The 25,218-nt window shown below is 60.6% G+C and carries 19 protein-coding genes and 2 pseudogenes; 12 read left to right on the top strand and 9 right to left on the bottom strand.

The window, feature by feature from the left end; all coding sequences use genetic code 11:
- The first annotated feature begins 322 nt into the window (after positions 1–322).
- Both V1289_RS33970 and V1289_RS33965 read left to right on the top strand, forming a co-directional pair.
- A complete protein-coding gene (locus tag V1289_RS33970) occupies positions 323–994 on the top strand; it encodes a helix-turn-helix transcriptional regulator (protein WP_334402615.1) in 672 nt (223 codons plus the stop codon).
- Positions 995–1,153: 159 nt separating this feature from the next.
- Positions 1,154–1,840 (top strand): annotated as a pseudogene (locus tag V1289_RS33965) (IS110 family transposase); the annotation flags it as partial.
- A gap of 403 nt (positions 1,841–2,243) precedes the next feature.
- On the opposite strand, the gene V1289_RS33960 reads toward V1289_RS33965, so the two are convergent.
- Both V1289_RS33960 and V1289_RS33955 read right to left on the bottom strand, forming a co-directional pair.
- Positions 2,244–3,536 (bottom strand): sensor histidine kinase, encoded by a 1,293-nt coding sequence (locus V1289_RS33960; RefSeq protein WP_334402614.1) that lies wholly within the window; start codon positions 3,534–3,536, stop codon positions 2,244–2,246.
- A 404-nt stretch (positions 3,537–3,940) separates the two neighbouring features.
- Positions 3,941–5,118, bottom strand: a protein-coding gene (locus tag V1289_RS33955; protein ID WP_442896102.1) for an IS3 family transposase whose coding sequence is annotated in 2 segments (ribosomal slippage) — positions 3,941–4,827 and positions 4,827–5,118 — 1,179 coding nt in all. Because the reading frame shifts where the segments join, the coding sequence is not laid out codon by codon here.
- Between the two features lie 607 nt (positions 5,119–5,725).
- Here V1289_RS33955 and V1289_RS33950 point away from each other — a divergent pair.
- Genes V1289_RS33950 through V1289_RS33940 form a run of 3 tightly spaced genes read left to right on the top strand, consistent with a single transcriptional unit; the run spans position 5,726 to position 8,213 of the window.
- A complete protein-coding gene (locus V1289_RS33950; RefSeq protein ID WP_334402610.1) occupies positions 5,726–6,058 on the top strand; it encodes a hypothetical protein in 333 nt (110 codons plus the stop codon).
- A gap of 30 nt (positions 6,059–6,088) precedes the next feature.
- Positions 6,089–7,015: an integrase core domain-containing protein gene (locus V1289_RS33945; protein ID WP_334402608.1), complete on the top strand. Its 927-nt coding sequence runs from the start codon at positions 6,089–6,091 to the stop codon at positions 7,013–7,015.
- Positions 6,978–8,213 (top strand): IS701 family transposase, encoded by a 1,236-nt coding sequence (locus V1289_RS33940; RefSeq protein ID WP_334402606.1) that lies wholly within the window; start codon positions 6,978–6,980, stop codon positions 8,211–8,213. Before V1289_RS33945 ends, V1289_RS33940 begins: the two co-directional genes overlap by 38 nt.
- Positions 8,214–8,444: 231 nt before the next feature.
- Here V1289_RS33940 and V1289_RS33935 read toward each other — a convergent pair whose 3' ends face one another.
- From V1289_RS33935 to V1289_RS33915, 5 genes are all read right to left on the bottom strand, one after another.
- Positions 8,445–10,487: a recombinase family protein gene (locus tag V1289_RS33935; protein ID WP_334402603.1), complete on the bottom strand. Its 2,043-nt coding sequence runs from the start codon at positions 10,485–10,487 to the stop codon at positions 8,445–8,447.
- On the bottom strand, positions 10,477–10,692 hold the full coding sequence (locus V1289_RS33930) for a hypothetical protein (protein ID WP_334395534.1): 216 nt from the start codon (positions 10,690–10,692) through the stop codon (positions 10,477–10,479). The genes V1289_RS33935 and V1289_RS33930 overlap by 11 nt, the downstream gene beginning before the upstream one ends.
- A gap of 551 nt (positions 10,693–11,243) precedes the next feature.
- Positions 11,244–14,624 carry an adenylate/guanylate cyclase domain-containing protein gene (locus V1289_RS33925; protein ID WP_334402601.1) on the bottom strand — a complete coding sequence of 1,127 codons (3,381 nt, stop codon included), beginning with the start codon at positions 14,622–14,624 and terminating at the stop codon, positions 11,244–11,246.
- Between the two features lie 559 nt (positions 14,625–15,183).
- The gene (locus tag V1289_RS33920) at positions 15,184–16,086 is read right to left on the bottom strand and encodes a hypothetical protein (RefSeq protein ID WP_334402599.1); all 903 of its coding nucleotides are present in this window, start codon (positions 16,084–16,086) and stop codon (positions 15,184–15,186) included.
- A 109-nt stretch (positions 16,087–16,195) separates the two neighbouring features.
- The gene (locus V1289_RS33915; protein ID WP_334402597.1) at positions 16,196–16,552 is read right to left on the bottom strand and encodes a hypothetical protein; all 357 of its coding nucleotides are present in this window, start codon (positions 16,550–16,552) and stop codon (positions 16,196–16,198) included.
- A gap of 326 nt (positions 16,553–16,878) precedes the next feature.
- On the opposite strand from V1289_RS33915, the gene V1289_RS33910 reads away from it, so the two are divergent.
- Complete coding sequence (locus V1289_RS33910) at positions 16,879–17,010, top strand: hypothetical protein (protein ID WP_334402595.1); 132 nt, start codon at positions 16,879–16,881, stop codon at positions 17,008–17,010.
- Positions 17,011–17,038: 28 nt separating this feature from the next.
- On the opposite strand, the gene V1289_RS33905 is transcribed toward V1289_RS33910, so the two are convergent.
- Positions 17,039–17,494, bottom strand: coding sequence for an FMN-dependent NADH-azoreductase (locus tag V1289_RS33905; protein ID WP_442896212.1), 456 nt, complete (start codon positions 17,492–17,494; stop codon positions 17,039–17,041).
- A gap of 73 nt (positions 17,495–17,567) precedes the next feature.
- Here V1289_RS33905 and V1289_RS33900 point away from each other — a divergent pair, with 73 nt between their 5' ends.
- Entirely contained in the window at positions 17,568–17,930 is a 363-nt protein-coding gene (locus tag V1289_RS33900; RefSeq protein ID WP_334408033.1) for a hypothetical protein, read from the top strand.
- On the opposite strand, the pseudogene V1289_RS33895 reads toward V1289_RS33900, so the two are convergent.
- Positions 17,870–18,010 (bottom strand): annotated as a pseudogene (locus V1289_RS33895) (IS110 family transposase); the annotation flags it as partial. The gene V1289_RS33900 and the pseudogene V1289_RS33895 sit on opposite strands and share 61 nt — an antisense overlap.
- Before the next feature lie 294 nt (positions 18,011–18,304).
- Here V1289_RS33895 and V1289_RS33890 point away from each other — a divergent pair.
- The 5 genes from V1289_RS33890 (at position 18,305) to V1289_RS33870 (ending at position 24,561) form a co-directional block, all read left to right on the top strand.
- Positions 18,305–20,146 (top strand): tetratricopeptide repeat protein, encoded by a 1,842-nt coding sequence (locus V1289_RS33890; protein ID WP_334402591.1) that lies wholly within the window; start codon positions 18,305–18,307, stop codon positions 20,144–20,146.
- Between the two features lie 490 nt (positions 20,147–20,636).
- Positions 20,637–21,878, top strand: a complete 1,242-nt coding sequence (locus tag V1289_RS33885) for an acetamidase/formamidase family protein (protein WP_334402590.1) — start codon at positions 20,637–20,639, stop codon at positions 21,876–21,878.
- 65 nt (positions 21,879–21,943) lie between these two features.
- Positions 21,944–22,549: a hypothetical protein gene (locus tag V1289_RS33880; protein ID WP_334402588.1), complete on the top strand. Its 606-nt coding sequence runs from the start codon at positions 21,944–21,946 to the stop codon at positions 22,547–22,549.
- A gap of 151 nt (positions 22,550–22,700) precedes the next feature.
- Positions 22,701–23,357: a hypothetical protein gene (locus V1289_RS33875; RefSeq protein WP_334402586.1), complete on the top strand. Its 657-nt coding sequence runs from the start codon at positions 22,701–22,703 to the stop codon at positions 23,355–23,357.
- A gap of 136 nt (positions 23,358–23,493) precedes the next feature.
- Complete coding sequence (locus V1289_RS33870; protein WP_334402584.1) at positions 23,494–24,561, top strand: HupE/UreJ family protein; 1,068 nt, start codon at positions 23,494–23,496, stop codon at positions 24,559–24,561.
- Positions 24,562–25,218: the final 657 nt, after the last annotated feature.

The raw sequence follows: 25,218 nt of genomic DNA, 5'->3' as shown, positions 1-25,218 counted from the left end.
GTTGTGGCTAACTTTACGCGCGCACAATCGCGGCGTTTGTCGACCGACGGTAGGCATTTGAGCACGACGAAACCCTCGAATGGATGGAGCGATGACCGAGGCTTATGGACGTCGGCTTGGCGAGGCAGTGCGAGTCGAAAACGCACCCGCGATCGTGACCCGGGCATTGCGTAACGCTGACATAGCCGTCACGGAGATTCGATGTGATAATCCGCCGTCGGAAATGAGCGGTCCGATTCGGCAGGAAGATGCTTTTCTCTTAGCTTTGTACCTCCGCGATGTTCCCAATCGCGAGTATTGGGAGGGTGGCCGACGAGCGTCGGTGTGCGACTTGCGGGTTGGCGAGAGTTCTCTCCATGACCTGAAGCGAGAACCCAGGGGTCTCCTCGACAAGCCCCGTCACACTCTGGCTTTTTATCTGCCGCGTGCGGCGCTGGACGCGATCGCTGACGAGGCCAACGCGCCGCGCATTCGCGATCTGAGCTATAAGCCCGGCGCGGGCGTCAACGACGTCACGATTTCCAGCCTCGGGAACTTGCTGCTGCCCGCCCTCAGGCATCCCGACCAAGCTAACCCGTTGTTTGTCGGCCACGTCCTGCTGGCGTTGGGGGTGCATGTCGCCCAGACCTATGGAGGCATGTGGCCAGTGTCGCGGCCGGTCGGGGGTGGGCTCGCGCCATGGCAGGAGCGACGCGCGATGGAGATGATCGACACCAACCTAGGCGGTGTGCTGGTCGAGGAGCTGGCGCGGGAATGCGGGTTCACAAAAGCCCATTTTTCGCGCGCGTTTAGCCGTTCCGTAGGAATGGCGCCGCACCGATGGCTAATGAAGCGCCGCATCGAGGTGGCAAAGAAAATGCTGCGCGACGGGCGGTTGTCGACGTCTGATGTGGCCGCGGCCTGCGGCTTCTGCGACCAGAGTCACCTCACGCGAGATTTCACACGGATGGTTGGCGTAAGTCCGCGCGCGTGGTGTCGAGCGCTCAAGGAATAGCGAACAGAGTAGTCGCGGACTACGCAAGCTATACCCAGCCGCTCGCCAGAACGGGAGAACCGCGGAAGTCCGCTAATGGGATGGTCCGGCCGTGCTCCTGCCCCGTCAGCGATGGAAGCTGGCAAGGGGCGCCAAAGACAAGCAGCACGTCATGTCGCAGCCCAGGCGCTACACCGCGTGCGTGAACGACTGGTCAGCCAGCGCACGGGCATCATCAATCAAATTCGCGCCTTCCTGCTGGAGCGGGGCACCGCGGTGCGACAAGGACAGCGCTTCTTACGGTTGGAGCTGCCGCGAATCCTGGCCACGCCAGCCGAGGTGCTGTCATCCCGCATGGTGGAGCTAATCGAAGGCCTGGCCGGTGACTGGCGTCGGCTGGATGAACGAGTCGAAAACCTGTCGGGCGAGATCGCGGACCTAGCCAGCCGCGATGCCGGGTGCGAACGACTGATGAGTGTCCCCGGCATCGGACCGCTTATCTCCAGCGCCATGGTAGCCGCGATCGGGACCGGCGATGGCTTCTCCAAGGGTCGCGATTTTTCTGCATGGCTAGGGCTTGTGCCCAAGCAGATATCAACGAGGGATCGCACGATTCTCGGCAAGATATCGAAGCGCGGCAATCGCTACCTGCGCGTCCTGTTCGTGCAGGCGGCATGGGTCGTGCTGGTCAAGGTGAAACCAGCTAAGTGGGAGGGCCACGGGCTCAAGCCTTGGATCGAGGCTGCCAAGAAGCGGCTTCATCACAACGTGCTGGCGATCGCGCTTGCCAACAAGCTCGCCCGCATCGCGTGGAGTGTTCTTGCTCGTGGTCGAGCCTTCGAGGCGAGCAAGCTTCAAATCGCGTGATCATTGTCAGTCGTCGAGCTACTTACCCGCCGAGGTCTGCGAGAGGATGAGACGAGATGGAGGTTCGGTCTTCCCGGCGCGGGCGAACACTGGTGAATCGTTTGGCCCCTAGAGTCTCTCGGCTAATGAGATCGCACGCGCGCTGATATCCATGATGGCCCAGAGCACACCGCACTCCAATCAGAGGCCGGATACATTGATGCAAGACCGCTCACCACCACCTCGCCGAAATCTTCTTGCAACGCACGGCCGGACCATACATTCGGGGTCAAAAGGCGAAATACTCGCTGCGAGCAGATGTTTTCCGCTTTGAGCCGGCACCCCCAACAGCGGACATCGCTCAACAGCGTCGGCATGTCCGTTCGGTGCCTGCCAATAAGCGACATCGATCACGGATAGCGGCTCAGTCAGCGGGGATCGTAAACTGAAAGAGAGCACCCCGTGGCTCGCACCCGGTCGCCCACAGCCGCCCCCCATGGGCTTCGATGATCGAGCGGCAGATTGAGAGGCCCATGCCCATGCCGTCGGGCTTGGTGGTGTAGAATGGCTCGAACAGACGCGAGAGGCTCTCCGGGCTCAGCCCCGGGCCGGTGTCCCGCACCCCGACGCGCACGCCACCTACGGACGGGATGGCATCGACACTGATCACTAATTCGCGCGCGCCTTCCCCGTTACAACTCATGGCCTGAATGGCGTTAACGATCAAGTTCAACATCACTTGCTGCAGTTGTACCCGATCGCCTTGGACACGCGGCAAGTCCTCCGCAAATTGCGTCCGCACCGAGACGCTATTGTTTGCGGCCTCCGTACGGGTGAGAGCAATAACCTCAAGGATGGCATCGTTGATCGCTACGGCATCCTTTCGTGCGGGCACCCTCTTAACGAGCGCACGAACTCGTTCGACGACCTCGCCTGCACGACGCCCCTCCTTGACAATCAGAGAGAGCGTGTCATCCACCTCCCGAAAATTCGGCGGCTCCGCGCTTAGCCAGCGCCGAGCGGCTAACGCGTATGTGATTGCCGCTGTAATCGGCTGGTTCACTTCATGGGTGATCGAGGCCGTCAACTGGCCCATCGTCGTGACGCGGTTGGCATGCGCCAGCGCCATTTGGGCCTCGCGATATTGCCGCTCGCGACGGGTAATCTCCAAGGCAATGGCAGCTTGCACAGCGAAGTCCTTGCATAAGGAAATCTGTTTGTCGGTGAACGGCTGCACCCGTTTGCGGCCCAGAGTAATTATCCCGGCTATCTCACTGTCTTTGAGCAACGGCACAATCAGGCCCGTTCGAAAACCTGCGTTCGTCGCCGCGATCCAATGATCATCCCGATGATCGCCTTCAGGTGCTGTAAAGTCGGGGATGTGGGTGGGTAACCTGCTTGTGGCTAATCGACCCAGAAAGCTCCCCTTCTCTACGAACACTGGGACTAATGACAACGCCTGACTAACCAAAAGGGGGTCCCCTCGCACCGCCACGCGACGAAGGCCGCTTTCTTCGGAAAGACGTAAGCTGCCTAGGTCTGCTCGACAGAGACGTGTGGCGCTGTCGAGGATGGCGTCGAAGATGGGCTGCAAGTCGTGCGGCGAGCTCGCAATGGCGCGCAGCACTTCCGAGATGGCCGTCTGTTGCTCGATGAGTTCGGTCACTCGATCTTGCAGGTCATAAGCGGTCGTTTCTCCGTGGATACTCTCGTTCATCGGAGCAGTTCCTCGGCTTAGACGGTGAGAGCAGCATAACAGCTTCAGCCGCAATTCGCGATAGCCATGGCTGTCTCAGCCAGATGAATGCGACCCAATGTCCGAGGTCCGCTGTGGGTCGATGCTGTCGAAAAATGTCGTGGCGAAGTCGGTTTTGCTATCGGGAGGCATTTTCGGCTTGTTCCTCGAAGCCTGATCGGCAAGCACCACGACCAACTTGGCAGGCCTCTCACGCAATCGCCGCACAGGCTCCCCTTGTTGGCGGGCCGAGATGAATTCCCGTGCGAGGTTCGGGGCGGAGGCCTTCGCGATGCAATCTTGTTCTCTTGCGGTGCCAACGCCACACACGGCGTTCAACGCTCCCAAGAAGACAAGCTGATCTTCCCCCGAAAAAATGGACAGGGTTAAGCTGCTTTTAGCTCCATCTCGATCGGGCTGAGATAGCCGATGGCGGAGTGACGACGCGTTCGATTGTAGAAGCCCTCGACATAGGCAAAGATATCACGTGTGGCTTCTTGCCGTGTTGCATAATGCCGGTGATGGACGAGCTCGGTCTTGAGAGTGTGGAAGAAGCTTTCCATCGGGGCATTGTCGTAGCAGTTGGCCTTGCGGCTCATTGAGGCCCGCAAGCCGGCAGATTGCATCATTTTGCGATACTCCGCCGAAGCATATTGAACGCCCCGATCGGAATGGTGGATCAGGCCGGCACCAGGCCGCTGTGCTGCAATGGCCATCCGCAAAGCCGCCAATGGCAGGTCGGCGCGCAAGTGATCCGCCATCGCCCAGCCGACGATCTTGCGGCTGTACAGGTCCATGACGGTGGCCAGATAGAGCCAGCCCTGATCAGTCTCGACGTAGGTGATGTCGGCGAGCCAGATCCGGTTCGGCGCGGCGGCGGTGAAGTTCTGCTCGAGCAGATTCGGGGCAATCGGGAAGTCGTGACGGCTGTCGGTGGTGCGCACCCGGCGTGGCCGCGCCATGATGGCCCTGATCCCGTGACGGCGCATCAGTCGCTCGATGCGACCGCGGCTCGCCCCGCGGCCCTGGGCCTTCAGCTCGGCATGGATGCGCGGGCTGCCATAGCGTCCGCAGGCCTCGCGGTGGACCCGTTCGATGTCGTCGACGAGCGCACGATTGGCGGCGGATCGCCGGCTCTCCGGGCGCGCTCGCCAGGCATAGTAGCCGGCCGGCGAGACACCGAGCACGTCGCACATCAGTGACACCGGGTAGTCAGCGCGGCGATCTTCAATGAAACGGAATCTCATGTCCGCGTCCCAGCAAAGATCGCGATCGACTTTTTTAAAATGTCGCGCTCCATGCGCAGCCGTTCGTTCTCTCGCTGCAAACGAGCGATCTCCGCCGCGTGGTCCGCCGACGGCACCATCGCCTGCGTTGTGGGGCGCCGCGCCGGTGCCGTCGGCTCCCGCCCAGCCCCACGCTGCTCCACCCAGCGCCGCAATACGGAATCGCGCAGGCCAAGTTCCTTGGCCACCGATCCGATCGAGCGACCGCTCGAAGCCACCAGATCGACTGCTTGCCGCTTGTAATCGTTCGTAAACGACCGACGTTGACGTGCTTCCATCCGACACCTCCTGGCTCCTCGAGCCTACTACAGGTGTCCATCAATTCGGAGGAGGTTCAAGCGCCGCGCGGTGATGAAGCTGCTGCAGGATGACGAGTGGTCCCGCTGGAGTGACCGTGAGATCGCGAAACAAACTGCAGTCTCAAACACCTACGTCAGCAAACTTCGTGATGAACTCAGGTTCGTCACTGTAAACGTTGACAGTGAGGATCGAACCTACCGCACGAAGCACGGCACCGTCTCGACCATGCGGACCGGCAACATTGGCGTACCTCTAAGGCCGACGAAATGTCCGAACTGCCGCTAGCGCCAGGTATGGTCCAGGATCAAACCGACCAGGGGGAACGGGGACATCTGGTCCGGTCTTCGCATGATACAATTTATCCTTGCCAAAATGCCCCCGCCCGACAGGGCAGCGGAGCGTTTCCCTCATTATCTCCGCAACACTTTCACCAGCGCGAACCTTTACGAAATGGCGGAGTGGTTACGCGAGTTTGCAGACCACTTTACCGAGAAAGGGAAAGACGACGTCGCTGCCTAGTGATCGGCCCCGACCTTATGACAGCACCTGGCAGCAACCTTTGCCGGACGATGAGGATTATAGCCCGTGGCAACGGGCGGCTCTTCCTCGCCGATCTCGGTCACCGTCGATGACCCGACCAGCACCTACTCCAACCCGACGCGCGGACCGTCCGGCGTCAACGTCTTCTCGACGACCAGCGGCTCGTCGACGGCGACCTATGCCGAATTGCGTTTGGGCCGAGAAGAGCTTGAACGTGAGAAGCTGCGCCTTGAGGTTCTCAAATTACGCATAGACCTGCGGCAACTAGTGCAACAACTTCAGCTGCCCGAAATCGCGCGTGAACTTGAAGAAGTCGCCGTTTCAACGCCGTCTGTCGTTGTGCCTCCTTGTGTGTACCGAAAACCTTATCCGAGTTGATGACGTATTGGAATCGCCTAAGCTGGTGGAATGATCGGGCTGTTCTGTTTCGCTCTGACCGTGCTGGCCTCGCCGTTCAAGTCGAAGTTACGGCTTGAAGCTGAGAACGCGGTACTTCGACATCAGTTAATGGTCTTGACGCGGAGGCTCCATGGTCGCGTCCGGCTTACGAACAATGATCGCTGGTTCTTTATCCAGCTCTACCGCTGGGTTCCGTCGATCCTGCAGGTCCTCACGATCATCCGACCCGAGACGCTCGTGCGTTGGCATCGGGCCGGCTTTCGCTGCTACTGGCGTTGGAAGTCGCGTCCACAGGGAGGGCGACCGCGGATCGACACGGAGTTGCGCGGATTGATCCGGCGGATGAGCATGGAAAATCCGCTTTGGGGCGCGCCACGCATCCACGGCGAACTGCTCAAGCTCGGGTTTGAGATCGCACAGTCGAGCGTCGCCAAGTACATGGTCAAACGACGGGGGCCACCCAGCCAGGAATGGCGAACCTTCTTGCGGAACCACGCGCCGGACATTGCCGCCATCGACCTGTTCGTCGTTCCAACTATCGGTTTCGACCTGCTCTATGCCTTCGTCATTGTCCGGCTCGGCCGCAGAGACCTCGTCTGGATCAACGTCACAGCAAATCCGACGGCAGAATGGGTTGCACGTCAGATAACGGAGGCGTTTCCTTGGGATGAGGCTCCGAGCTACCTCATCCGCGATCGGGACCGGATCTATGGCAGCGTCGTCACGCGCCGATTGCGCGCCATGGGCATCCGGGACAAGCCTACCGCACCAGCCTCGCCCTGGCAGAACGGCTTTGCCGAACGGCTGATCGGATCGATCCGGCGCGAGTGTTTAGACCACATCATTGTCCTAGCATTACAGTTGCTTTTGTTGCGGGCTTCTGAATCCATGGGCAACCATGATTCGGAAATCGTGGACGCGGGCAGCGTCGATTGAAGAGACGCTTGCGTTGTGGGCGGCGTCGCTTCGAGAAATCAAGCAACGGATACGTCCGTTGTTCACGCAAGATCGTGTTGCGGCGAATGCAGGTCTGTTCCTGGAGGGTCTGCTTGGGGACGAGCGGCGCAAGACCGGTTGGATGCGCGCGGAGGCGGCTGGCGATCCTGGGCCATGGCGGCAGCAGGCAATTCTGGGTCGTGGGGATTGGGACGCTGATGCCCTGCGCGACATCGTCCGGGACTATGTCATTGAGCACCTGGCGGATGACGATGCGGTGCTCGTGATCGACGAGACCGGCTTTCTCAAGCAGGGCAAGGCATCGTGCGGAGTGGCGCGGCAATACACTGGTTCGGCGGGTAAGATCACGAACTGCCAGATCGGAGTCTTCGCTGCCTACGTTTCGTGCCACGGTCATGCGTTCATCGATCGCGCGCTGTATCTTCCGAAGGAATGGACCGACGATCCGGATCGTCTGGAAGCTGCCTATGTGCCTGCCGATGCCGGCTTTGCGACCAAACCAAAGCTTGCGACGAGCATGATCGCACGCGCAATAGCCGCGTCTGTACCATTCAAGTGGGTTGCCGGTGATACCGTCTATGGTGTCGGCGACATCGAACAGCAGCTACGTCGGGCAGGCAAAGGCTACGTGCTTGGGGTCAGCAGCGCTCATGTATTCCGATCCTGGGGCAAACGGCCGCCGGTCGCCGGCACGGCCGCGGACATCGCCCGGACGCGGCGCGCGTCCGACTGGAAACGCCTGTCGGCAGGGGCCGGAACCAAAGGACCGCGGCTGCATGATTGGTGTTATCTCGAATTGGCCGATCTCGAGGCCGAGCAATTCAGCAGTGCGAATGATGGTTTGTGGACGCGCGGCCTACTGATCCGTCGTCGCATCGCCGATGATGACCTCGCCTTCTTCACCACCTGGTGCCCGGCGGGAACATCAATTGACACGCTGGTCGCGGTCGAAGGTCACCGATGGGCGATCGAGGACAGTTTTGAAACCGCGAAAAACGAGTTCGGGCTCGATCACAACGAGAGCAGATCCTGGCATGGCTGGCACCGTCACGTGTCCCTGGTGATGCTCGCCTTCACCATGATGGCCGCGATCCGACATCGCGCTAACCCGCCACCGCCCAAAAAAACGAAACGTCGCCCCCCGGCAAAAGCCAAAACATATCCACGCCGCCACTGATCCGTTGGTCAATCCAGGAAATCCGCCGCATTGCCATCAGACTCGCTCGAAAACGGATTCAACCCGCACACATCATCGCATGGTCTTTCTGGCGCAGAGCTCACCAGGCCGCCGCTCAACGCGCCCACTTCAAATCAAAAAAGCAACTGTAATGCTAGGCGAGACACATCTGCGCCGGATCCTGAAATCTTATGCGGACTATTACAATCCTGTTTCATAACACCCATCCGTCTACGCGATTGAAGAGAAGAGGTTTTGCCGATCTGGATGCGATCCCGTGGGGTGATTGGGGTTCTGCCTCGCGCGATGAACGATGCGCTGAGCGGCCGGTTCGCCGAGGGTTGATCGGCGGAAGAGCCACGGACCATCCGGCAGGGGATGCCCCGCTTCGATTTCGCCCGCTTCGGCGGCGAGCCTGAGCGTCTTCGGTGCAATTCCGAGCAAACCCGCCGCCTTGTTCAGATTGAGCCATGGCTCGTTCCCATCCGGCACCGGTCGAAAGACCGGGATCTTATGATGCGACCTGAGCGCGGTGACCCGCTCCCGTGTCCAGCGATTGCCGTGGCCGGTCACCAGGCCGTTCCGGTTGAGGATGCCGGCAATCAGATCATCATTGGCGATGAGAACCAGCTGGCGGATGGCGGCGAGCATGTCGGCGGAGATGCTGTTGCGCTGTCCGCGGCGACGCCTCGGCAGGCGCAGTTCGGTATGAACGCCGCCCATCCAATGGATCAGGAGAACGATCTCTGACGCTTCGTCATCGATATCGGCGACCACCTCGTGGATGACGGTGCGCACGATTCGCTTCTTGAGCCTCGCGTCGGTCGGCGGCGCCGACCAGACAGCCTTGAGATCAGCGGCCAGCGCGGCGACGTGTCCTGGCGAGCGTGATGGTTCCGATGTCGAGGCATCATGCGCGGCAATCCTGGTCTCGATCTCGCCTACACGTGTGAGCGCGCTGTTCCATCGCAACTCCAGTTCCGCCGCGATCAGCCGGTTCTGCGGATCGATGGCGTCATACTGTCGGAATGCCCGATCGGCGCGGTAGCGCGCCGCCTCGAGGTCGCGCGCCAGCGCATCACGAACCTGATCGCGGCGGCTGGCCGCTTGGGCTTCGGCCTCGACGGCCGCAGCTATCGCTGCCGGTTCGACAACCCGCAGAAGAGCTTCCTCGACGGCGTCGTCGACACGCAATCCTCCGAATGCGATGCAGCGTGGCTCGCCATTGTCGAGCGAACCCCGCCAACAGGAATAGCGCGGAATGTTATGCTTGGTGCCTGTGTAGCGGACCATCAGCTTGCGTCCGCAACGCCGGCAGCGGACAAGGCCGGCGAGCAAAGCGTCGCCGTGCTTCGGCGCTCCGTGATGTCGGCCTGTGGGCAAGTTGTCGCTCACCATCTTGCGGATCGCCTCCGACCGCTCCCAGCTGACGTAACCCTCATGGACGCCTGGGATCAGCGCCAGCCATTCGGCTCGCGCCTTACGACGGCTCCTGGGTCGGATCACGCCTGCGGCTGCATCATATCCTGTCGCGACACGACTCTTACCATAGGCGTAGGCGCCGCCGTAGATCGGGTTCTCGATCATCCGGTGGATGGTGGTATAGTGCGGCCTGCGCCAGACCACGTCACCATTATGGCGCTTGGCGGGCAAGTCCAGCCCATGCTCGATGAACCAGAGCAGGGCTTGCCGGACACTGCCGAGTTCGGCCACCTTGTCGAAGACGAGGATGATGGCCTCCTGGACACGGCGATCGGGATCCTTCTCGAGCCTGTCGCCGACCTTCACGAAGCCGACCGGGGCAGCGACGATGAGTTCGCCGCGCCGGGCCTTCTCATAGCGGGCCGACAGCGAACGCTGGCGCAGAAGATCGAGCTCGTACTCGTTGAGGCTGCCCTTCAATCCCAGCAACAGCCGGTCGTTGCCCTGACGCGGCGCATAGACCGTCTCCTGATCGATCAGCTGCTGCCAGTCACGGCTGTTGCGGGCGAAACGCGAGACTTCCCGCGCCGCGACCGCACCGACCTTGCCCAGGCAGACCTCGGCCACCATTCGATCAAAGCCGGCGCGCGCGACGCCGCCTGCCGCCGAGCGCCCGAGATCGTCATCGACCGTTTCGATGCGAGACCAGCCCAGCGCCGTCAGACGATCGCGCATCGCATATTGCAAGGCGCTGCTCTCGCGATTGTGGAGAACCTGATGGGCGGAGGACTGCCGTACATACAGGATCGCCTTTCGCTCCAGATGATGCGGCCTGATCTTCTCAGACATCATGACCCATCTCCTCCCGTCCCCGAGCGAGGTCGCCGTCGGCGTGGCCGAAGATCAGGCGGACCATCAGCTTCGTCAGCGTATGGCGCGTCTCGGCGGGCAACGCCTGCCATTGCGGCGTCTGCGCCGCGGCGGTGGGCGGATCGCAGAACAGATCGAACTGACGTGCATTGCTGTGAGGATGGCGGTGAGCGGTAGGCGGGCGCATGGACATCTCCCCGATTCGCGTCGTGAGAGCCCAATGCTGCGCTTGAATCCCGCAATTGCGATGGTGCGCCAGAAACCGACGTCACATCCTGCAGCAGCGTTGCCAAGGCGGTGAGCACCGCAAGCTCAACATAGGGAGTGGCGCCAACACGCCAGGTCGCGCGAGCCGCCCGATCGAACATCCAGGCCGGAATCTCCAGCCATCGCGCAGATGCCCGACCAGAGAGGCTGCAACGGAAAACCTCTCTGCCAGCCTTCTCAACCACCTCATGAATATGGACCAGGCAGCCGGCCCAAGGATGCCACGGATAAAGAAGCTCGTACTCCGCGATCCCGTGGGCGTTCCGTCGTCGTGTTGTACAACCGCGTCAGAACTCATCGATCCTTGAACAAGGATGCACCAGTGTCTCGCCCGGTTCAGCGAACCGGTGTGATCAGTTCACGCGCCGTCCTTGGCGGACTTCATCACCGCTACGCCCGTGTTTAAGTTTTCGGTACACACAGGACAGTAGGCTCATTCGAACTAACCAATCGACGCTGCGAGGCTGAGGATCAGTGCAGAGCGCTTTGAACGCCGCGCGCCCGCCTGAGGTCGGCCGTTTCGACTCCTTCGTCAAACCAACGGCAGATTGGTTCCAGCAGCGCGCGCGCCTCATCGGGCCTTCCTTGCGTCCGCCAGAGTTCTGCAAGGCTTGTGGCGGCGCGTAGTTCCAAGGACTTGGCGCTTTGACCACGCGCCACTTCAATAGACTTCTTAAGATGAGACTCAGCTTCTCTTACCTTCGATGGGTTGAGTGCTACAAGAATTTGCGCTCTTTGCCGATGCAATTCCGATTCCCATGACCTGCCTGTCACCTCACCAATATTGGCCAGGATCCCCTCGACAATCGATAGCGCGCATTCATTTTCGCCAGTTTTGGCGTACAGGTCCGCCAGCCAGCTATCCATCATTGGAAGCATGAAGCCGACGCCATTACGTCGCGCTTCGTCGATTCCCAGTGCCATTTCGTCCCGGGCCTCTCCAAGTCGGCCTAGTTCGCCGACTGCTCGGCCTCGCGAAATTCTGGACAAAATTACGTACAGCGAAAACCGCTGCTCTTGTGACATTTCCAAGCTTTTTTCGGCGCTTTCGAAGGCGCGAGCGGCATCCCCGCGCAGGAGGTGCACAACAGAAGTCATGTAATGAGCGAACGCCACGGTGTATGGGTGGCCAAGGTCTTGACCCAAGGCAAGCGCTTCCGAAACGCGCGAAAGGGATTGATCCGGATAGCCCAGAAACCACAAGTCCCAAGATAGGAGCAGCAGTGAAGCCGCTTGGGGTTCCACCATGTAAAGGTTGTATAGCGGCTGTTTTCCTTTGCCAATCGAGAGCTTGATTGACTCCGCGAAATGGTTCGCTGACGATTGGAAGTCCCCGATCGTCAATAACGTGCTACCCATCACTCTATGAGCCACCATTAGCGGCACGGGGTGCGACAACGCTCGTGACCGTGACAGGAACTCATCGGCCATGCGGAGCGCGTCATCATTCTTTCCACCCATCCAGGAGTGCCCCCATAACCCAAACAGGGCTTGGAAATACTCAGGGATGTTGCCGAGTTGCAGGCATAAGCTACGAGCCCGCGAAAACGCTTCGCGGGTTTCCGCGGAGGCATACCCTTGAACAGCGATAAGCGGTATTCCCAACGCCAATTGAATATCGATCTCTTGTTTGATCCGCTCGGGCGTTTCCGGTAAAGCGTTCAGAAGCTGAAGGGCATTTCGAAAATTAGCAATCGCTTCGATGTTGGCAGAATGCGCGAGCGCGCCCTGCCCAGACTTGAACCAGCAACGAATGGCCAGTTGGTGATTGCCTGCTTCTTGATAGTGATAAGCCAGAACTTCGGGTTGATTTTCGGCGAGCTCCGGAAAGTCATGCTCGACGATCGCCGCGATGTCCGCATGGATATGCTGCCTCTTACTCCTAAGCAAAGAGTCGTAGATTGCATCACGCAGCAACGCATGTTTGAAGGCGAAACGAAGGAAAGGCGAAATTCCGACCCGATAGATGATGTCAGCCTGTTCGAGTAGCGAGAGGGCCGACAGCATATCGTGTTCGTCAATTTGCGATGCAGCCGACAGGAGATCATAGGAGAACTCGCGCCCAATCACAGCCGCAATCTGTGCAAGTCTTCGACTCGGCGCAACGCGGTCGAGCCGCTCCATCAATGCGTCACTCAGCGTGTCCGGAACCCTGAGCAATGCTGGTTGTGCTGTGCGCTCGAAAGTGCCTCGAGTTCGTAAAGGCGCACTCAACATACTGTTTGTCAGTTCCTCTATGAATAGCGGGACGCCATCGGCCTTTTCGATAATCTGGTCGAGCAGCGATTGGGGCATGCTCCCGCCCCTCAGGAGATCTCGGATCATCGCCTTCACTTCGGTGTGCGACAATCGAGTGAGCGAGTGCATGGTGGTGTTCGCATGAGTCATCCACGTGGGGCGGAACTCGGGCCGGCACGATACAATAAGCAGCACGCGGGCGTGGTCGATCCGGCTGATAATCGGTTCAAGCAACTCAAGTGTCGATGGATCCAGCCAATGCGCATCCTCGAAGATGCAGAGCGTGGGGCGTTGGACGGAAAACGCCAAGATCATGTCGACAAGCGTGCTTATCGTCCTGTTCTTTATTTGCTGCGGCGTAAGGCCAGATAATTCGAGGTGATTTTCCAAGGGGATTGATAACAGTTTGGCAATGAGCAGTACCGGCTCTATGGAACTATCAGTTGAGCGCGGAAGGTAAGCCTTGAGCTTGGCAATCTTGTCTGCGTCGGCCTCGCGAGCTGTTAGTCGGGCCGATTGTTCGATCTGCCCGATCACCGGAAAGAACGCGCTCTGACTGTGATAAGGCGAGCACTGATGGTGTAACAAGACGTGTGGTTCCTGCTGAATATGTGATTTCAATTCGTGGAGGAGCCTTGATTTTCCGACTCCGGGAATGCCCGAAAGGAATATGACTTGGCCGTCGCCCTCTTTGACTTTCTGCCACCTATCGAGCAGCAAGCTTAGTTCGCTCGAGCGTCCGATGAGCGGGGTGAGAAAGCCCGCATGCGCAGCCTCGAAGCGGCTACCGGTATTTTTTGCCGAGAGCACGTGGTAAACGTGAAGAGGTTCAGATACACCTTTGAGTTCCTGGAAGCCGAGGTCCTGAAAATCAAAAGCTGCCCATACTAGACGCCTCGTCGATTCCGCGATGAGTACCGTGTTGGCAGCGGCAAGGGTCTGTAGACGTGCGGCGATATTCGGCGTCTCTCCCACCGCGTCCATCGACCACGTACCACTATCTCCAATTTCACCGACAACAACCGGGCCTGAGCAAACACCCACTCGACAAGTCAGGGTAACTGGTCCTGAAATCTTCGTAACTCCGGAGACAATCTCCAGGGCGGCGTGAATAGTACGAACGGCGTCATCCTCGTGTGCACGGGGCCAGCCGAAAAATGCCATCACGCCATCGCCGAAATAGCGGGCGACCTCGCCTCCGTAGCGCCTAATCGCCGTGCTGCACTCAATCCGATACGCGTCGATGAGTTTTTGAAGATCCTCAGGATCTAACTTCTCCGATAGCTGCGTAGATCCCACCAGGTCACAGAACATCACTGTGATCTGACGGAATTCAGCTTCGCGATGTTGCTCAAGAGAGGGTGGCACCACAGTGGCGTTTGAAACCGCAGTTGTTGCGCCGGTGGGCTGACGAGCTGCCGTCAATGCTTCGATGGCCCTAAGCAGCTTCTTGCGGTGACCTAAAGAAGAAACTCCAAGTTTTTCGAGATCATTTTCTGTCAAATCGGGAAGGACGGAGTATTCGATATTGTTTTCTGCGAAGGTTTTGGCGTACTGGCCTAGACCGTGTCTACCCAGCCACTCGGTTAAATCGGTGGTTGTTGTCCTCGTCATTGCAGAGGCCCTTGCCTACTGCCGTAGTTCAGGAAGGTGTCGGGCTTGAGACCCAGCATGTGGTGCCTTTGTTGCATAAAACGAGGGGACCTTTCGCGCACAAGATACCACATGAGCGTTCTTTTGACTGCCGATATTCGGCTTTCCCAAACTTTCCCTTCCCATGAAGTTTCCTCCTTGGGATTGCGCACGCGCGACCGTCCAAGAGGCAATGACGTACTCGCGATCGAAAATGAGAGCGGCGAGGTCTGATCGAGGTTGTGCTGCGCCAAATCACGTCACCACGGTGAGGCACGATGTGGTGGCGATCTCGGCTGGGCGCCACGATGCCGGCGTCGAGGCACATGGCGCAGCAACGGTGCGGTCACCAACTGCAGCTTGGCGCGACGACGCCAGCGCTCGGTGCCCTACCATGCTAACCATGGCGACCGAGCGCGAGCAGTCACGCGGGCCGAGTCGTTTTAAATCGCAACCGTGCTACAACCCTATGGGAGAGCCGGCGCGTCGTTTCTCGTGCCTCACGCCTTGTCCAAACTGCGATGACTATTGCGCTATTCGCTCATGCCACGGGCCGAGCGCGCCGTTTTTCACCGTGCAAAGGATAAGAAGTGTGACGATACGGGAGCGCCTCTCCGAGCGCCTGCTCAAGCTCCTCAAGCATCTCCGCCTCGGATTTGAGAAGCTCGTGATTATATCCCTCCGCCAGGATAAATGCAGATTCATACGTCTCCTGAACGACCCTGATACGGTCATTCGCGGGAAGGGAGGCAACGAACTCTATCGTTTCTTCGACGTGAGTGGCCTCGCTTCCGAGGGAGCTGTGACTTCTGAGGAAGCGGGTCGCATCGACGTCATCCGGACACATCGCCTGCACCTTCTCGATATCGGTCTCCTGCTTGAGCGCGGCGATGCGCTCCAAGCAGTACGAATAGCCGATGCAGCCGATTGGATAGTCCTGGACGCAGAGATCATCGAAGCGCTTGCAGAGCGGCTTGATGCCCTCCGGGATAAAGCTGGCGACGAGTCGCTCGCCGGGCACACCCAGCGCACGCAGATCCTTGAGCGCGAGCCGGTCGTGACCGGTCTCCTCGCGCGCACGCTCTTCCAAGTAGGCCGCGACCTCGGGCCTCCCCAGCTCGTTGAAGCGCCCGGCGGCGCGCCGGAGATTTCGAGGCGTGTCGACAGACGTATGATAGGCGCCCACCAAGGCTACGATATAGCCGACGAGCGTCGGGTCAGGGCGCGCGAGGCGCTTTTCGATTCCGGCAAATCCGAGATTTATCGCGCCGTCGAGCAGTCCGACCGTGCTGCCCGCCGAGCCCACACCTGTCATCGGTGTCGCGAATAGATCCACGTTTTCTTTCGTGCCGCTCGGGGTGTGAAACCAAACCTCTCCCGACTCGCGAGCGATGATCGAAGTATCGCCCGTGACGTTGACCCACTCCGTAACCAGCCGTGCCATTCGAAACCTCCACTTCCGAGTGAACGCCCGCGTCGTTTCTCGCAGGATGCGACCAAACTCGCGTCAAGCTGGATACACCGCGCCTCACCCGAGACGGAGTGCAATACCGCTAGATACCGTTTGGCGTAATGGCCATCAGCATCTTGGCCGTCTCAAGCAGAGCCGGAGGTGTCGCAACCGTAGTCGTCGCACGGTTTTGGTCCGGCACCACAAAGACAATTGCACTGGGTAGGTTGGCGTCTGCCAAGCTAAAGCCGCCATCGTACTCGATTTCCGTGAGCACGATGGGTTGTTGCAAATAAAGGCCCCGAGCCGCGAGAGCTACTTTTGCCGCAGCCGAGCGCGCTTGGTACTGCGCCGGGGTCGTTCCGGCCCCTGAAGGCGTGATCAGATTGCCGTAGTTACCTAGCCACATCTCCACAATCAATTGTGCGAGGGCATCACTTTCGTACGAAAAGTCAGCCACCCTATCTACTAAATTATCATCGTTTGGAGCGCCCCCCCTCGCCGACGCGCCCTACCGCGCGAGCGGTTTAGTCCTTTGGCGCAAAGCGGACCATCGCTGCGCGTTGGTTCTGCTCGCATTAGTTCCGGGATTGTCCAGGATCTGCTGGAGGAGTGGCTGGCGGGCAGAAAAAGTCGCAAATAGGAATTTACTGCGAGAGGGTCCGCTGCAGCCACGCCCGAAGCCTCGCCACCGTTTCTGGCTGCATCCAAGCCAGCAGCTGGCGGTCCCGGGAAGTGCTATTGTGAGGCCCGCCCGCGCGATGCCTATTCTCACGGAGTTGGAGAATGCCGATCACGGTCGATTTGGAGCAGAGCCCGTTCCTGCGCCAACTGTTCGAAGCCGCGTGCGCGCGGGTTCTGTCTCCAAACGCATTTCTTCGGGTCGCCGTAGCGGTGATACTGAATTCGCTGCATTGAAGTCTCTCTGCCGATCAGGCCCTCGTTTTTAGGCAGCCTTCAGGGCCGAGATATCGGCCAGAGCGGTTTCGAGTGCGAGCATGCGCTGTTCGGGGCCTTTGCCGACGCCTTCCGCACGTATGAACGCGGCGTCGCTGATGCCGATGAACCCGAAGAAACTCGTCAGGAATGTTTCCTGATGATCCATAAAGGCCATCGGAGACGAGGCGGTGTAGAAACCACCGCGGGATGAGGCGATGATCAGCTTCTTACCGCCCGCGAGACCCTCCACGCCGGTCGCGGTGTACTTGAACGTCTTGCCGGGCGAGGCAAGGCAATCAATCCAGGCCTTTAACTGGCTGGGAATCCCGAAATTGTACATCGGAGCGCCCAGCACGACGATGTCGGCCGCGAGGAACTCGTCGAGCACGACGTTGGTTTCGGCGAATTCAGCCTGCGTCGATGCATCGACCTTGGCACCGCCCTGCACGGCGGCAGCCACCATTTCGACGAAGTGGCCGGCCAGCGCTCCGGCCTCGTATAGCGATGCTGATTCCCCTTTGACCGGCGTTTCAATGATGGCAATTTGGGTCCTCGAGGCGACGCTCGCGACGCCGTCGCACCTGACCACGCCCGAGACGCGCGGCGCCCGGCGCTGGGTCCCGTGGGTCTGCGCCTACACCGGCGCCCGCGTGAACGAGATCACTTGGCTCCTGCCCTCGGACGTCCGGAAAGACGCGGAGACGGGAATCTGGTGCATCTATCTGCGTTCCGAGATGACCAAGGGCGACTACGAGCGCGTCATTCCGGTGCACTCGCATCTGATCGAGCAAGGGTTCCTCGACTACGTTGAGAAGCGCCGCAAGTCGCGCCTGCCGTTGAGCCGCGTTTCCACCTGGCCGCGTGACCACTTCTGCCGCAGCACGATGGCACCGCGGTGATCATGACCCACGATGTGGAACGAGTTCTTGCCGATATCGATGCCGATCACGGCGATCGCTACGTTGAGTTTCTGAGACATGGCGTGCTCCTTGTCTTGAGCGCCCCTTGCCAGCTTCTCGTGCTGGCAGGGCCGGAGCACGGCCGGACCATTCCCTTAGCGGACATGAACAGCGCCGCTGACCCCACGTGGCTCAGAGGAGACTTTCGCCGACGCTTAAGTGTCGCTGCGTACAAACAATGCAATTGTCTTGCAGAAAGGCCGGAAAAGTCTCAAAATTCGCGTTCAGTGGTCTCCTTTGGATCCCGGCTCAGTGCGACCCGTTGGATCTCAAATTCGGCAGATTTTTTCCTCCGCCCGATTTTGGAGTACGACATGGCGACATTCACGCGATCGCAAAAGCTGCTGGTTTCCGCGGGAGCTGCGGCACTCGGCGGCGCTGCACTGGTGACGCTGCTGGCCGGGAACATCGTTACCCTCGCGGGTGCGGGCGCAACCGCCGTGGACATATCGCCGCCATTCGTCGGCCCGGATTATCCGGTCTGCCACACGCCGGCCGCAACCGGCTTGCCGAACATGATGCTTCGCCTGGCACAGACCGAAGTGCCACGCGCCGAGATGAGCGCAGCCAGTTCCGCGCCGGCATTCGCGGAAACCGAGCCGCCGCTGTGGGCCGGCCTTGGCTCCATCACTTACAAGATCACGACCGCGAACGAGCGCGCACAGGCTTATTTCGATCAGGGCCTGCGTCTCGCCTATGCGTTCAATCACGGCGAGGCGCAGCGCGCGTTCCGCATGGCGCAGAAGCTCGATCCCGACTGCGCCATGTGCTTCTGGGGCGAGGCGCTGGTGCTCGGTCCCAACATCAATCTTCCGATGCAGGAGGACGCGGTCGCGCCCGCCTACGCTGCCGCGCAGAAGGCGAAGGCGCTTGCCGGCAAAGCAAGCCCACGCGAGCAGGCGCTGATCGGCGCTCTCGCGGCGCGCTACGGCAGCGATCCGAAGGCCGCCCGCGCGCCGTTCGACGCAGCCTACGCGGCCGAAATGGCGAAGGTTGCGACGCAGTTTTCCGACGACGACGAAATCGCCACGCTCTATGCCGAGGCGGTCATGGATCTCAGCCCCTGGAACTACTGGAAGCCGGGCGGCCGCGAACCCAACCCGCAGAGCGTGCCAATCGTGCCGACACTGGAGCGCGTGCTGGTTCGCAATCCGAATCATCCCGGTGCGATTCACTTCTACATCCATGCCGTCGAGGCGTCGGACCGGCCCAAGCGCGCCGAGCCCTATGCCGACCGATTGCGCGGTGCGATCCCCGGTGCCGGCCATCTCGTGCACATGCCGAGCCACATCTACTATCGGGTCGGCCGCTATCTCGACGCGCTGGAAGACAACAAGGCTGCGGTCAAGGTCGATGAAAAATACCTGGCCGACACCAACGCGCCGATGGGCGTCTATCGGCTCGGCTATTATCCGCATAATGTGCACTTCGTGATGGCGTCGGCGCAGATGGCTGGCGACGGCCAGACCGTGATCGCCGCTGCGGAGAAGCTCGGCAAGCTCATTCCCGACGAGGCTGCGCGTGGTATTGCGATGGTGCAGCCCGTTAAGGCGGCGCCTTATTTCGCCCACGCGCAGTTCAGTACGCCCGAGACCATCCTGGCACTACCCGATCCCGGCGATGCCATCCCTTATGTCAAGGCGATGTGGCTCTACATGCGCGGCGTAGCGCTGGCGGCGCGCCGAGACTTCGCGGGCGCGGCGGCGGCGGCCAATGCAATCGAGACGCTGGAGCGTAGCGCGGACTTCAAGTTGCTGAAGGATTCAAACGTCCCGGCACAGGAGGTGCTTCGCATCGCGCGCACACTGATCATGGCGCGCGTGGCTCAGGCCAAAGGCGACACTCGCACTGCCGTCGCGCGGTTCGAGCAGGCGGCTGCATTGCAGGACGCGTTGCCCTACACCGAGCCGCCATATTGGTACTATCCGATCCGGCAGTCTCTTGCCGCTGCTTTGCTGCAGGCTGGCCGATACGCTGAGGCGGAGCGCCAGTTCCAGCGTGCGCTGAGCCGGGCGCCGTCCAACGGCTGGTCGTACTACGGACTGGCGGAACTGCATAAGGCACGCGGCAACACCACCGCGGCGCGCAAGGCCGAGGCTGACCTTGCCAAAATCTGGATCGGCGACCGCAGGCTTTTGCAGATTTCCAATCTCTGAAGCTCGCGCGCATCGGTGTCGTGATTGGGGCCCCAAGCGGAGTAGTGGGCGATTCTTGACCAACGATTGACCAACGATACGCCGCAGCCAAATAAGAACAAACGTCATCGACCGTCACGCTAGTCTAGCCGCCGCCAACATCACGGACGCCTATCAAGCCCAAAGGCAATGCACCAAATGCCGTCGATCTGCATGGGGCCGCAGGCTGCCAAATTTGGACATTTGGGCTGGCCTGCGTGCATAAACATTGCCAAGTGCTTGCAGCTTGTCAGAACTGCTGAGAGTTTTGCTGCGCGAGCGTCGATCATTTTCGTTGGGGCAAATTCCGACAATTCGGCTGACCCTTTCGCCATACTTGACTTGCCTAGTGCCCCTAATAGGATTGCGAGCGGCGTTTTCCGCGAGAACGCGCAGGTGGTCCGACCGGAAGGAGACGCGCGGGCAGCGGGTCATACAGGGAGGACATCCAATGAAATCCAGACCCGTTTGGATGATGCCGATCGTCACCCTGCTCCTGGTCGCGAGTTGGGGTGGGGTGTGGGCGGATACCAGTGACGTCAAGGGCCCCGCCCCGGTGATCGTGGGAAAGTCTGGCAAGCACTGCAAGGACGATCCGCACTGCTTCAACCGGTATCATTTCGCAATCAAGCCCGCCGCCCGTGTAAATCCTGGGCAGCTTTTTGTACTTGAGACGCGCGATGCGCTCGATTCTGACCTCACCTTCGATTCGACGGCGCAGGATGTGGCGGCCACCAACCTCAACCTCGTGCATCCGCTGACCGGGCCCGTCTACATTGAAGGGGCGAAACGGGGCGACGCACTCGCCATTACCGTGGTGGACATCGCTCCCGACGATTTCGGTTACACTACGATCGTGCCAGGATTTGGCTTCTTGCGTGATGTCTTCCGCGATCCTTTCATCGTGCACTGGAACCTGACGCGTCTCGAAGCGCGTTCGAAGGATCTGCCGGGAATCTCCGTTCCCATGAATGCGTTCATGGGCACGGTCGGCGTCTTGCCGGGCGAGCCCGAGCTTGAGACGTGGCTCAAACGGGAGAAGGCGCTCGCTGACGCGGGCGGCGCGGCGTTGACCCCTCAGCCGGTTGATGCCCTGCCGGCGAATCTTTGCGGTCCCAATGGTACGGCGAAGGACAAGTGTGTTCGCACCGTTCCACCACGGGAGAACGGCGGCAATCTCGACACCAAGGAGACGGTGGTCGGCACCACGCTGCTGTTTCCTTGCTTTATCGACGGCTGTGGGCTTTTCGCTGGTGACGTTCATTTCGCCCAGGGCGGCGGCGAGGTGGCGGGCACCGCCATTGAGATGGGCGCAAAGGTGACGCTCCAGGCCAAGGTGATCCCGGGCATGGCTTCGCTGCTTACGACCATGCACTTCGAAGGCGGCTCGCAGCTAAAGAGCCTCGCTCCGGGGAGTTTCTACGCTGTCTCGGGGCTTCCGCTCAAGCCCGAGGGCGAATTGCCGGTGTTCGACACCTATCTTGGTGGCCAGAAGATCGCTCCGCTGGCAAACCTCTCGGAGGATGTCAGTTTGGCAGCGCGAAACGCCACGCTCAACATGATCGACTTTCTGGTCAAGACAAAGGGTCTTAGCCGCGAGCAGGCTTACGTACTGGTGAGCGTGGCCGTCGATCTCCACATCGCGCAACTCGTCGATGTCCCGAACCTGGGTGTCACAGCGATCTTGAACCGCGACGTGTTCAAGCCGCAATGACGGGTGCCTGAGCCAATCGTTGGTGCAGGCTCGGCATCGCACCGCTGCCTTGGAGCATGGCGAGTATGAAGCGGCGCACGATCCTCACGTCGGTTGCGAATGCGGCGGCGCTTGTTCTTGCCGGGCACAGAACGTTTGCGGTCGCGGGCCCTGATCGGCAGCAACGGCTGATTGGGCCGCGGTTTACCGACTTGAATCCGGACCGTATGTGGCCGGTCTACCGGCGCTACCACCTGCTGATCGTCGGCCAACGCGATGATGAAAGCGGCAGTGCTCTTGCGGCGGCGACGGTCGACGTACTGATGCGATTTCTCCCGAACTCGCGCGCCATGCTGGTCCGCGCTGCGGATGCTCGGCGCGTCGGCGTACTCATTGCCACGGATCAACAGGACGTCGCAATCATGGCGGCGCGAAGTGCGGAGGCCCTCTTTCTCGGCAAGCCGCCCTTTGACGATATCCACGACGCGCCGTTGCGGATAATAGTATCATTTGGGAGCCACTCCCTCGTGTGCCGCCCGAGTTTCATGGCACGCCACGCCTATCTGATCGCGAGGACGCTGGCTGAACACAAAGACGCTTTTCTCACGCCCGCCGGTGCTCCCGACGGAGTCGTCCCGGCGCACCGGGGATCGCACGCCTTTTTCGCCGGTGAAGAGATGCCCAATGACTGATGACTCGGCCACGGAAAACGCGTCCCGCACGGGGCAATCGCTAACCGCCGCCAGCCCGCGATGCGCAGCCTTCCGGGGTCCCGGGCCCAGGCTCGTTCTTTTCGTTCTCCTCTTTTCGACTCTTGGCGCCCGCACGCTGGTCGCTCATGATATGATCGACATCGAGCGGGCAAACGGGCTCGTCTCCGCTGCCGACGAGGAGGTCGTGCTCGCCAAAACGGCCGCCGGGCCAGGACCTGAGGGCATGGCGCGATTTGCACTCGGTATGGTTCTAGTCGAGGCGACCAACATCCTCAACCGCGATCTTGCGGCGCACAGCGGTCGGCTTACAGTTAACGCCGAACTTTTGCTGAAGGCTCTCGTCCAGCGCGAACTGACGCCCCGCTTGGACGATACGATCGGGCGCTACCGCCTGCCGAGAACCCCGCTCGAGGAGGCCATTCGCCTCTCACCCGAAGCACCTTATTCGCTGCGCGCGCGGTTCGAGCTCCTGAAAGCCGGCTTCTACGAGAGCTTCGTACTCGATCCTTTTCAGCTTGTCGGCATTGGGTTGGACGATCTTGACCACCAGATCGCCGAGGCCAAGGCGTTGGCTTTGGCCATCGCGAGCGGGGACGACGCCGAGGAGGCAGCGTTCATTCACGCCATCGATCTTGCGCGGGCCTCACAACTTGCGCCGCCTAAGGAAAGGCGCGCTTACGCCGGCAGGGCGCGGACGGCGCTCGGGGCGTTCTCAGAAGCCTACCCCCAGAGCATTCGTGCCGCGACGGCCGGCGTAATCATTAAACGCCTGGGCGGTGCCGAATGATTGGCGACCAACGCCAGCGACGCCAATGAACTGGGCACTCCGCCGAACGCGCTTTATACAAAGCCTCCGGATGCGCCCAGGCCGTGCTCGACTCAACAGCGGTCCCGCCGCGACAGCGTCTCGCGCCTGGCTTGCCGTGGCCAGCGTTGCCGTCGCTGCCATCGCCACTTGGGAGGCGCAGGCGCACAATGCCGGGGTCAGCACCTCGCGCATCGTGGTCCACGGCCGCACGGTCGAAGTGGAAATCAATGCCCTTGGTCGCGACTACGAAAAGTCGGCCGGGGTTCGAATCACCGAAGCGGGATCGGGCGAGGTCAACCGTGTGGCGCTGGCGGTCATGGCGCCGTCAGTGCTCACCTACATTGGCGACCACGTTGCAGTCTTTGCCGGCAGGCAGCAATGCGCGCCTAGGCCAGGAACGGCACTGCCGGCCGACACCCACGTTCTGGTGACGGTGGCATGGACCTGTCCATTGGATGGCGGCGAGCTGCGCTATCGCGCGACCCTGTTTCACGACGTGGATCCTACCGCACGACATCTGGCTATCATCGCAACCGAGAGCGGCGAGCGCGAGCTTGCCCTCGACAGCAGAGCGCCCGAGGTCGCTCTGTCCGGTGCGGGGTCGTCGGCACTCCAGGTGGTCGGGCGGTTCGTCCAGGCCGGTATCGAGCACATCTTTCTCGGTTACGATCACATCGCATTCCTTGCCGCGATCGTGCTTTGGGCGCAGCATTTGTGGCCGGTGATCAAGATCGTCACCGCCTTCACGATTGCTCACTCGATCACGCTGTCCCTTGCTGCGCTGCAGACTGTCGTATTCCCAAGTGCCATCGTCGAACCGGCGATCGCCGCGACGATCATATTTGTAGCGGTCGAGAACTTTTTCTCGCGCAATGTGGACGGTCGCTGGCGGGTGACGTTCGTTTTCGGGCTCATTCACGGCTTCGGCTTCGCCGGCGCGCTGCAGGAGATCGGGCTGCCAGCGAATGCGGCCGTGCCCGCGCTCGCGGCTTTCAACATCGGCGTGGAGATTGGGCAGGTCGTGATTGTGGCCCTCATCTTTCCACTTCTGCTGTGGTCGGATCGGATCGGTCACCGGGCCGCGGCACGCAAGGGACGGCATCCGGCGGTGGTCTACTTCTGTTCAGCGGCGATCTTGTCGGCCGGGCTTTACTGGCTCATGGTACGCACCGTGCTCCCCTGAAGCATCGGCCAGTTGCTTTAGCGCCATGTGCAATCCGGCCTTGGTCGACGGCCTTGTCTAGGACCGGCGGCGACCGATCTCGTCAAGGATGCCCTACTGCTAATGCCGTCGATCTGCTTGATGTCTTTGGAGCGAAGTTAGCAGATTTCCGCGATCCGCGCATCGGTAGCTTCTTGGTTCGTGATGATCGAATAGAGATTGCACATAATTGCAGCGTTACTGCTGATCCTTCGGAGTAGCCCCGCCCGCCGCGCCGGGGACCGACGTCGGACTCGACTCCCCCTCGACTGGCGTACCTGTTCGTACCTCTGGCGCCGCCGTGCATTCGCCCGCCCAAAGCTTCGTTCCCTTGACCGTTCCGACGAGCTTGCAACCAACGGGCGCCCTCGGCTTCGCCTGAACGAGCGGCTTCGCGCCGACCGTCGGTCGCTTTGCCGGTGTTGCGCCTTGACCGAACGCAACCGTGGGAATGAGCAACATTGCGAAGCAAAGCGCTGTCCTCATAACGTGGCTCCACTTCTTCAAAAAAAGCGCGCGCCCCGAACCTGTGGGACCTCGTGGCCGTTCCGGGTATAGATCGCTCGGAAGCAAGGATGGTCGACGCTTATGCACGCGGTACGATCCGCAAAAATCAGATTACAAACCTGCCAACTTGTT

The sequence above is a fragment of the Bradyrhizobium sp. AZCC 2289 genome, assembly GCF_036924615.1.
In the GTDB taxonomy this organism is placed as follows: Bacteria; Pseudomonadota; Alphaproteobacteria; order Rhizobiales; family Xanthobacteraceae; genus Bradyrhizobium.
The sequence above is the reverse complement of the archived record's forward strand: the minus strand, read 5'-3'. Positions and strand labels throughout refer to the sequence as shown.

Coding starts and splice junctions, on each gene's coding strand:
- V1289_RS33960 (WP_334402614.1), bottom strand. CDS start 3,536: ATGAACGAGAGTATCCACGGAGAAACGACCGCTTATGACCTGCAAGAT.
- V1289_RS33945 (WP_334402608.1), top strand. CDS start 6,089: ATGATCGGGCTGTTCTGTTTCGCTCTGACCGTGCTGGCCTCGCCGTTC.
- V1289_RS33940 (WP_334402606.1), top strand. CDS start 6,978: ATGATTCGGAAATCGTGGACGCGGGCAGCGTCGATTGAAGAGACGCTT.
- V1289_RS33935 (WP_334402603.1), bottom strand. CDS start 10,487: ATGATGTCTGAGAAGATCAGGCCGCATCATCTGGAGCGAAAGGCGATC.
- V1289_RS33930 (WP_334395534.1), bottom strand. CDS start 10,692: ATGCGCCCGCCTACCGCTCACCGCCATCCTCACAGCAATGCACGTCAG.
- V1289_RS33925 (WP_334402601.1), bottom strand. CDS start 14,624: ATGACGAGGACAACAACCACCGATTTAACCGAGTGGCTGGGTAGACAC.
- V1289_RS33920 (WP_334402599.1), bottom strand. CDS start 16,086: ATGGCACGGCTGGTTACGGAGTGGGTCAACGTCACGGGCGATACTTCG.
- V1289_RS33910 (WP_334402595.1), top strand. CDS start 16,879: ATGCCGATCACGGTCGATTTGGAGCAGAGCCCGTTCCTGCGCCAACTG.
- V1289_RS33905 (WP_442896212.1), bottom strand. CDS start 17,494: ATGGTGGCTGCCGCCGTGCAGGGCGGTGCCAAGGTCGATGCATCGACG.
- V1289_RS33900 (WP_334408033.1), top strand. CDS start 17,568: ATGGCAATTTGGGTCCTCGAGGCGACGCTCGCGACGCCGTCGCACCTG.
- V1289_RS33890 (WP_334402591.1), top strand. CDS start 18,305: ATGGCGACATTCACGCGATCGCAAAAGCTGCTGGTTTCCGCGGGAGCT.
- V1289_RS33885 (WP_334402590.1), top strand. CDS start 20,637: ATGATGCCGATCGTCACCCTGCTCCTGGTCGCGAGTTGGGGTGGGGTG.
- V1289_RS33880 (WP_334402588.1), top strand. CDS start 21,944: ATGAAGCGGCGCACGATCCTCACGTCGGTTGCGAATGCGGCGGCGCTT.
- V1289_RS33875 (WP_334402586.1), top strand. CDS start 22,701: ATGATCGACATCGAGCGGGCAAACGGGCTCGTCTCCGCTGCCGACGAG.